This window comes from Azospirillum melinis (assembly GCF_013340935.1).
Taxonomy (GTDB): domain Bacteria; phylum Pseudomonadota; class Alphaproteobacteria; order Azospirillales; family Azospirillaceae; genus Azospirillum; species Azospirillum melinis.
In genome coordinates this window covers 48117-55253 of the sequence record NZ_WHOS01000047.1, presented here as the reverse complement: position 1 = coordinate 55253, position 7137 = coordinate 48117, and the positions used below count along the sequence as shown (strand labels likewise).

The window sequence follows — 7137 nt, the reverse complement described above, 5'->3', positions numbered from 1 at the left end:
CCTCACGGGCGCTGACTGTGTTTGGGGTTGGGTCCTGGCCGGGTGAGGTATCGGTGGGGGTGGGTGTCGCGTCTGTGCTGGTTTGTCCTGTCATTTGGGGCGTCGGTCCGCGGGGGGGGAAGGATGTGTATAGGGGGAGGGCGTGGATTGCTTCCCCAGCCTACAGCAGATCGCGCAGACGGAACCACATCATTGCGAGGACCAGCGCCGGGGTGCGGAAGCGCCGCCCACCGGGGAAGGGGGTGTGGGGGACGCGGGCGAACACCTCGAAGCGCCCGGCGGTGCCGCTCACCGTTTCCGCCATCAGCCGTCCGGCCATGCCGGCCAGCGCCACGCCATGGCCGGAATAACCGTGGGCATAGAGCGTGGTGGGCGACAGCCGGCCCAGATGCGGCATGCGGTTCATGGTGATGGCGACCCGCCCGCCCCAGAAATACTCGACGCGTGCGTCCTTCAGCTCCGGATAGATCGCCAGCATCTTCATCCGCATCGCCTGCTTCAGCCCCGGTCCATCGACGCCCGAATAGCTGACGCCGCCGCCGAACAGCAGCCGGTGGTCGGCGGAGCGGCGGAAGTAATCCAGCGAGAATTTCATGTCCGACACCGCGATGTTCGTCGGCAGCAGGGTCCGCGCCCGCTCCTCGCCCAGCGGTTCGGTGGCGATCATGTAGGTTGCGACCGGCATGATGGTGCGGTCGAGCGCCGGGGCCAGCCCGCCGAGATAGGCGTTGCCGGCGAGGATCAGGTGCCTGGCCGTCACCCGTCCGCGTTCGGTGCGGACCCATGGCTTCGCCCCGCTGTCCATGGCGAGGACGCGGCTGTTCTCGAAGATGCGAACCCCGGCGGCATCGGCGGCGCGGGCGAGGCCGAGGGCGTAGTTCAGCGGGTGCAGATGGCCGCTGCCCTCGTCCAGCAGGCCGCCGATGTAGGCGTCGCTGCCGACATGGGCGCGGATGCCGGCGCGGTCCAGCCGCTGCACCCGGTCATAGCCGTACCCGTCGCGCATCTCCTGCTCCAGCGCCGCCACATCCTGCATGTGGCGCGGCTTGAGCGCGGCATAGGCGAAGCCCCAGGTCAGGTCGCAGGCGATGGCGTGGCGCTCCACGCGCCCGGCGAGCTGGGCCTTCGCCTCCTCGCCGAATTCCCACAGGCGGCGGGCGTCCTCCTTGCCGACCCAGCCTTCTATGGTCGCCATCGGCTTGTTGTAGCCGGTGATGATCTGCCCGCCGTTGCGGCCCGAAGCGCCCCAGCCGCACTGCTCCGCCTCCAGCAGAACGACGTCAAAGCCGCGCTCCGCCAGTTCCAGCGCCGCGGTCAGGCCGGTGTAGCCGCCGCCGACGATGCAGACGTCGCAGGCGGCCTCTCCCTCCAGGGACGGGCGGTCGATACGGGGAGCGGCGGAGGCCGCGTACCAGCTGTTCAGGTAGGAGGCTTTCGGCATGGCCGCAGTTAAGTCCGAGCCGATGGGGGAGGTCAACGGAAAGGCGGATATTTCACTGAAGCGTCATGCGGAACCCTCTGGCGCGTTCCGCCGGAACGGCGTCATAGTGTCGCTGTCGTCCACAGCACGGAGGGGGCTGCCCATAGTCCGGAGCGGTCCGCCATACCCATGGGTTTTATGGAAGACTTCATCAAGAAGAACCGCATTACCGAAGTCGAATGTCTTGTGCCCGACATGTCGGGCATCGCGCGGGGAAAGATCGTTCCCGCTGAAAAGTTCCTCCGCATCCTGCGCGACCGCGGCCTGCGCCTGCCCGAGGCGATCTTCGTCCAGACCGTGACCGGTGAATTCCCCGACGACGAGGACATCACCTCGGACGAGAATTCCGACATCTACATGATCCCGGACGAACGGACGATCCGCTTCGTCCCCTGGTACAATGAACCGACGGCCCAGGTCATCACCGACTGCGTCTATGCCGACGGCCGGCCGGTCGACGTGTCGCCCCGCCATGTGCTGAAGCGCGTACTGTCGCTTTACGAGGAGCGCGGCTGGAAGCCGCTGGTGGCGCCGGAGCTGGAGTTCTTCCTGGTCCAGGTCAACAAGGACCCCGATTACCCGCTGGTGCCGCCGGTCGGGCGCAACGGCCGGATGGAAAGCGGCCGGCAGGCCTTCGGCATCGACGCGGTCAACGAGTTCGACCCGATCTTCGAGGCGGTCTATGATTTCTGCGAAAAGCAGGACATCGACATCGACACGCTGACCCACGAGGCCGGCGCCGCCCAGATCGAGATCAACTTCAACCATGGCGACGCGCTGGAACTGGCCGACCAGGCCTTCCTGTTCAAGCGCACGGCGCGCGAGGCGGCGATCCGCCACCAGATCTACGCCACATTCATGGCGAAGCCGATGCAGGGCGAACCCGGCAGCGCCATGCACATCCACCAGTCGGTGGTCGATACCGTCAATGGCCGCAACCTGTTCAGCAATCCCGACGGCACCGACAGCGACCTGTTCATGGCGCACATCGCAGGGTTGCAGAAATACCTGCCTTATGTGATGCCGCTGCTGGCGCCGAACGTCAACAGCTACCGCCGTCTGGTGCCGAATTCCGATGCGCCGATCAACGTGCACTGGGGCCGCGACAACCGCACCACCGGCCTGCGCGTCCCCGTCTCCCAGCCCGACGCCCGCCGGGTCGAGAACCGGGTGGCCGGTGCCGACGCCAACCCCTATCTCGCCATCGCCGCGTCGCTCGCCTGCGGCTATATCGGCATGACCCAGGGGCTGGAGCCGAACGACCCGATCAAGGGCTCCGCCTACCGCCTCGCCTTCACGCTGCCGCGCCACCAGTCGGAGGCGCTGACCAAGTTCAACGCCTGCAAGCCGTTGAAGGAAATCCTCGGCGAACGCTTCATCGACGCCGTCACCTGCGTGAAGCAGACGGAATACGAGGCCTACAACCGGGTCATCAGCTCGTGGGAGCGGGAAAACCTGCTGCTGAACGTCTGATCGCACTTTAGGGTAACGAACGAAGGGGCTGCCCGCGGCGACATCCGCCGGCAGCCCCTTTACGTTTTTGGTTCCCTGCTCCTGCGCCGCTCCCGCTCGCCGATGTCCGTCCGCTCCGTAGCGGGTCGCGCTGGCTGACTCGCCATTCGTGAACCGTCCCGCCCCGGAAATTCGAAAGTTCGGCTCGAAAGCCCGGCCCGTCCGCGCCGTCCACCGACCGTCCTACCCCGAGCGGTGCGATCCTCCTCGCCGGCCGGTCGCCGGGAGCGGTGCTCTGCCACCACCGTGCAGCCCGCTTTTGGCGGACGCGCTTAAAAACGCAAGGTCGTCGTTCATCCCTTTATGGCCGGTGGCACACGTAATCGAAGACTTTCAAAGCAAAACCGCAGTGTATTTTCGACCCTGTGAGGAGAGGCAGGGGAAGATGCGGTCGTCACGCGACGATTTGGCACCGATCGGGCGCCGCTGCACTTTGTTATCTCCTTTGAAAATAGTCAAGGCACGGAGGCGTAGCTTCCGCGGGCATGGCGTTTCTGCCGCCGCGGCACGCCTTCGATTGCCCTGGCCGATTGCCCCGCCCGGGCGGGTAAGCCGGAGCCGGGGCAGTATTGCGACAAAAGTGATGGGCAACCGATGGATGGCCAAGCATGAGCATGCAACCTGCGATCCCGTCCCTTCGAACCGGCCTGCGAAGCGTTGGCTGGGTTCAGCGCAGCGTCATCCTCGCGTCGCTGTTCATCGTGTTGACGACCGGACTGCTGGGGCTGGCGCTGCACCGTGGCGGCCATGCCAGCAACCTGACCGACATCCGGAACCTGTTCGTGCTGGAGAACCCCAACCTGATCCCGGTCGACAGCTGGGACCCGATGATCGCGGCGCTCGACTGGCTGCATGAGCGGCCGGGCGAGAATGTCTATGACGGGGTGTTCTTCAAGCAGCACATCAAGTTCCAGTATCCCGTGACCTCGCTGCTGCCGCTGGAGGCGATGAAGGCGCTGGGGGTGCTGAACCTCATGGCGTTCGAACGGGTCAACCTGCTGTTCGTGCTGGCGACCGCGGCGGGCATGGCGATCCTGGTGCTGGAAATGGCAGCGCGGCTGCGCCTGCCCGGCGCGCGGGACGACCGGCTGACCCAGGTGCTGCTGGGCGGCTTCGGCTTCGTCGCCACCTTGTGCTTCTATCCGGTGCTGAAGGCCTTCTCGCTGGGGCAGGTGCAGGTCTGGCTCAACGCCGCCTTCGTCTTCGCCTGCATTGCCCTGCTGCGTGACCGGCGGGTGCTGTGCGGAGCCCTGCTCGGCGCATCGACCCTGATGAAGCCGCAGATGTCGCTGTTCCTCGCCTGGGCGGCGCTGCGCGGCGACTGGCGGATGGCGGCGGGATGGGCGGCCGTCGTGGTGCCGGGCGTGGCCCTGGCGACCCTGTTCTACGGCTTTGCGCCGATGATCGATTACCTCGATGTCCTGCTGTTCATCGGCCGCCACGGCGAGAGCTATCACGTCAACCAGACCGTCAACGGGCTGGTAAATCGTTTGCTGCACAACGGCAACAATCTGGAGTGGTCGGCGGAGGCTTTCGCCCCCTATCACCCGGTGGTCCATCTCGCCACGCAGGTTTCCGGCCTTGCCTTCGTCGGCTTCGGCCTGCTGTGGCGGCGGCGCGACCGCGGGGCCGAGCGGATCCTGGCCTTCGTCGTCGCCGGCATCTGCTTCACCGTCGGTTCGCCGGTCGCCTGGGTGCACCATTACGGCATCCTGCTGCCGGCCTTCGCGCTCGCCTTCCTGATCCTGCTGGAGCCCGGGCTGCGGCGTCCGGCCGGGGCGGTCACGCTGCTGGCGGTGGCCTATTTCCTGGCCGGCAACGTCCTGTTCTGGCCGGTCAACGCGCTGGCCGACACCCCGCTGAACATCCTGCAATCCTACCTGTTCTTCGCCACCCTGATGCTGCTGGGCCTGATTCCGGTGCTGGCCGGCCGGCACGACCGTGCCGCCGCGGCCCTCTGGGGCGACCTGGGAACGGCCGGGCGCGACCATGCTCCGCCGGTGGAGGAGGCTGCGCCGTCCGTCGTCGCCCTCCCGCGTGCCGCGGCCGGGACGCCGGTCCCGCCCCCGGTCGCCGAGGAGCCGCCGTTGTTCGTCGATCTCGACGGCACGCTGCTGAGGACCGACCTCCTCTATGAATCGCTGTTCGGCCTGATCAAGGCGCAGCCCTGGGCGGCGCTGCTGGTGCCGGTCTGGCTGGCCGGCGGCAAGGCGCGGCTGAAGGCGGAACTGGCCCGCCGGGTGGAGATCGACCCGGCCGGCCTGATCTACAACCCCGCCGTCCTGCAACGGCTGGAGGCCGAGCGCAAGCGCGGCCGGCGGCTGGTGCTGGCGACCGCAGCCCACCACCGCTATGCCGACGCCATCGCCCGTCATCTCGGCCTGTTCGATCAGGTGCTGTCCAGCAGCGACGGGCTGAACCTGAAGAGCGAGCGCAAGCTGGAGGCGATCAGGGCGCAGGTGCCGTCCGGCATCTTCGATTACATGGGCAACGACGAGGCCGATTATGCCGTCTGGCGCGCCGCCCGCCGCGGCATCGCAGTGGACGCGGCGCCCGCGGTGGTGCGCCATGCAGCCACGCTGTGCCCGCTGGAGACCATCGCCACCCCGCGCCGGCCGCGCCTGCTGCTGATCCTGAAGGCGCTGCGCCTGCACCAATGGCTGAAGAACCTGCTGGTCTTCGTGCCGCTGGTGGCCGGCCAGAAGCTGGGGGAGGTCGGGCCGACCCTCCAGGCCATCGCCGCCTTCTTCGCCTTCGGGCTGTGCGCGTCGAGCATCTATGTGCTGAACGACCTGCTGGACCTGCCGGCCGACCGCCGCCACCCGCGCAAGCGCCGCCGTCCCTTCGCAGCCGGCGACCTGCCGCTCGACCTCGGCCTGTCGCTGATCCCCGGCCTGCTGCTGGCCAGCCTCGTCCTGTCGCTGGTGGCGTTGCCACCGCTGTTCCTGGCGGCGCTGGCGACCTATGCCGCCTCGTCGCTGTTCTACAACCTGTTCGCCAAGAACCGGGTGATCTGGGACGTGATGCTGCTGGCCGGGCTCTATTCGCTGCGGGTGCTGGGCGGTGCCACGGCGACGGCCATCGTCCCGTCCTTCTGGCTGCTCGCCTTCTCGATGTTCCTGTTCCTCAGCCTCGCCATGGTGAAGCGCTATTCGGAAATGGACAGCATGCTGAAGCTCGGGTTGGGGCAGGCGGAGGGCAGGGGCTATGTGACCGCCGACATGCCGGTCCTGCAATCCATCGGCGTATCGGCCGGCTTCCTCTCGGTTCTGGTGATGGCGCTCTACATCAACAGCCCGGAGGTCGGGCGTGTCTATGACCAGCCGCAGGCGCTGTGGATCATCTGCCCGCTGCTGCTCTTCTGGATCGGGCGGGTGTGGCTGCAAACCCACCGCGGGCTGATGCATGACGACCCGGTGGTGTTCGCCGCCCGCGACAAGTGGAGCATCGCCATCGGGCTGGTCTGCGGTGTCGCGCTGATCCTCGGCCGGGCATGAAGCCGCTTGGCCGGGCGTGAAGCCCCCTGGCCGGGGCCTGAGCCGCCGCTCCCTATCCTTTTATCATCCTTCCGGAGTCGTTATGCCCATCGCCGTCGTCGGACTGATCCTGCTGAGCGTCACCCTGTCGGCCATCGCGCAGATTTCCCTGAAGATCGGCATGTCGAGCCCCGCGGTGTCGACCGCGCTGGCGCGGGGGGAGGCCGGGCAGATCGCCCTGTCGGTGGTCGCCACGCCGCACATCCTGACCGGTCTGGCCTGCTACGGGCTGGGCATGGTGGTGTGGCTGGCGGTTCTGGCGAAGGTCGACGTTTCCATGGCCTATCCCTTCGTCGGGCTGGGCTTCCTGGTCACGCTGGCGCTCGGCATGCTGCTGCTGGGGGAAACGGTTAGCCTGACCCGCCTGATCGGCACGCTGTTGGTGGTGCTGGGCGTGGTGCTGACGGCACAGAGTTAAGGTATCGTAAACCAAACCAGAGTCCCGGCAGCAAAACAGGAAGGCGTCACGACAATAGTCGCGGCGCCTTATTTTGCGTTGCACCAATATCATCGGCGCACGACTGTCTGCATGCTAATGAGTACCATGATATGACGACAGGTTTCGTCACAGCATCTTTCAATTTGAAAATGGAATGACACGATTCGGGT

Annotated in this window: 4 protein-coding genes; 3 read left to right on the top strand and 1 reads right to left on the bottom strand. The window is 66.8% G+C overall.

Annotation, left to right across the window (positions count from 1 at the left end; genetic code table 11):
* Positions 1-160: 160 nt before the first annotated feature.
* Positions 161-1441, bottom strand: coding sequence for an NAD(P)/FAD-dependent oxidoreductase (locus GBZ48_RS26540; protein WP_174473771.1), 1281 nt, complete (start codon positions 1439-1441; stop codon positions 161-163).
* Positions 1442-1609: 168 nt separating this feature from the next.
* Here GBZ48_RS26540 and GBZ48_RS26535 point away from each other — a divergent pair, with 168 nt between their 5' ends.
* The 3 genes from GBZ48_RS26535 (at position 1610) to GBZ48_RS26525 (ending at position 6946) form a co-directional block, all read left to right on the top strand.
* Entirely contained in the window at positions 1610-2953 is a 1344-nt protein-coding gene (locus tag GBZ48_RS26535) for a glutamine synthetase family protein (protein ID WP_174473770.1), read from the top strand.
* Between the two features lie 647 nt (positions 2954-3600).
* On the top strand, positions 3601-6489 hold the full coding sequence (locus GBZ48_RS26530; protein WP_174473769.1) for a UbiA family prenyltransferase: 2889 nt from the start codon (positions 3601-3603) through the stop codon (positions 6487-6489).
* 82 nt (positions 6490-6571) lie between these two features.
* Positions 6572-6946, top strand: coding sequence for an EamA family transporter (locus GBZ48_RS26525; RefSeq protein WP_109450976.1), 375 nt, complete (start codon positions 6572-6574; stop codon positions 6944-6946).
* Positions 6947-7137 lie beyond the last annotated feature (191 nt).